The sequence below is a fragment of the Billgrantia campisalis genome (assembly GCF_022341425.1).
GTDB lineage: Bacteria > Pseudomonadota > Gammaproteobacteria > Pseudomonadales > Halomonadaceae > Halomonas > Halomonas campisalis.
In genome coordinates this window covers 1-1,475 of the sequence record NZ_JABFUC010000041.1, presented here as the reverse complement: position 1 = coordinate 1,475, position 1,475 = coordinate 1, and the positions used below count along the sequence as shown (strand labels likewise).

The following is a 1,475-nucleotide window of genomic DNA, read 5'->3' as shown; positions in this document are numbered from 1 at the left end:
GACTCTCCAGGACGCGACCGAACATCTCGTCCTCGGCGGCGATCTCGGCCTGGACCTCGTTGGTCACGCGGCGCAGCTCTCCGAGAATTTCGTCGGACAGCACCTGGGCGTTGACGCCTTCTTCTTCGAAGTCACGCAGGGCCTTGGGGTTTTCCATCTCGCTTTCGGAGTAACCAAAGAGCGTGGCGGCACGGCAGCCCATGTCGATGGTAGCGCGGGTTTGTGGCTCCAGCGCATCCCAGCTCTCCTGGTTGATCAGCAGGTGGGCGGTGGTGAAGGTCTGGTGCCAGCCCGGCAGTACATAGTTGTTGACGATCTCCTGCATGCCCAGGATGCGATCCACGGCTGGGGCGGAGAACTCCATGGCGTCGATGGTGCCACGCTCCATGGCCTGGTAGAGCTCGCCGCCGGGGATCATGGTCACCGAGGCGCCCAGGCGCTCCATGACGCGCCCGCCGATGCCGGCGAAACGGATGCGCAGCCCGTCGATCTGCTCCAGATCCTCCAGCGGCTCGGCAAACCAGCCGGCGGCCTCGGGGCCGATCATGCTGCACAGCAGCGGCTTGACGTTGTACGGCTCGTAGATCTCCTCGAGCAGCTCGGCACCGCCGCCGAAATAGTGCCAGGCCAGGTAGGCGGGCGGCTCCATGCCGAAGGGCGCGCCGGCGAACAGCGGCAGGGCGGGAATGCTGCCCTGGTCATAGCCGACCCAGGTGAAGCCGGCCGGATAGCGGCCTTCGGAGACGGCATCGAGAATCTCGAACGGCGGGATCAGCTCGCCCGGCTCGTAGTAACGCAGGTTGATATTGCCGCCGGACACCGCGTCCAGCGTTTCGCTGAGATAGCGCACGGGGGTGCTGAGGCCGACCAGATGTGACGGGAAGGCGATGGGCACCTGCCAGCGAACGCGCTCCTGGGCCTGGGCGGTGGATGACAGGGCGGCCAGGGCAACGCCGGCGGCCAGGCCGGTGAGGGCGAACTTGGTCATCATCTTCATGCGGTGCTCCCTTCGTGATTCTTGTGTCGTCGATCGGGTGACGCTTGCCGAGGCGGGTACCGCGCAGGAGGTCTCGTCGCGGTAGCTCAGTGTCGGCGGCCGGGTTTGACCGGCTGCACAGCTCGGCGGCAAATCACAAGCTAGCATGCGTGCGCTGCTGCAATCGATAAACGGCACCGGGTCGCGGTCGAGCGGTTTCACGTCTAGGGACGGGGAGCATAGGGTGAGGGCCTTGTGTTGTTCAATCAGGTGCTTATGAAGGAACGAGGGGGTGTCGATGAAGGGGACGAGGGAGATTTCAGCGTTGAAAGGGGGTTTGGCATTCGACCAAAGTTGAGGTTCAGGTCGGCGCGGCGCCCACTGTTTTGCGACAGTGGGCGCCGTGTCCCGGGCCGGTGGCATGGCGCGGGGCACTCCGCGCCATGCCGTTAGCGGCCGCTATACACCTGGCCGGGGAGCCAGGTGGCCAGCGGTTCGT

1 protein-coding gene is annotated in these 1,475 nt (G+C 65.4%); it reads right to left on the bottom strand.

Going from position 1 to position 1,475, the window contains the following annotated elements:
• Window positions 1-997, bottom strand: a 997-nt coding sequence (locus HOP52_RS19510; protein ID WP_238979197.1) for a TRAP transporter substrate-binding protein, incomplete at its 3' end; no start/stop codon positions are given.
• Window positions 998-1,475: the final 478 nt, after the last annotated feature.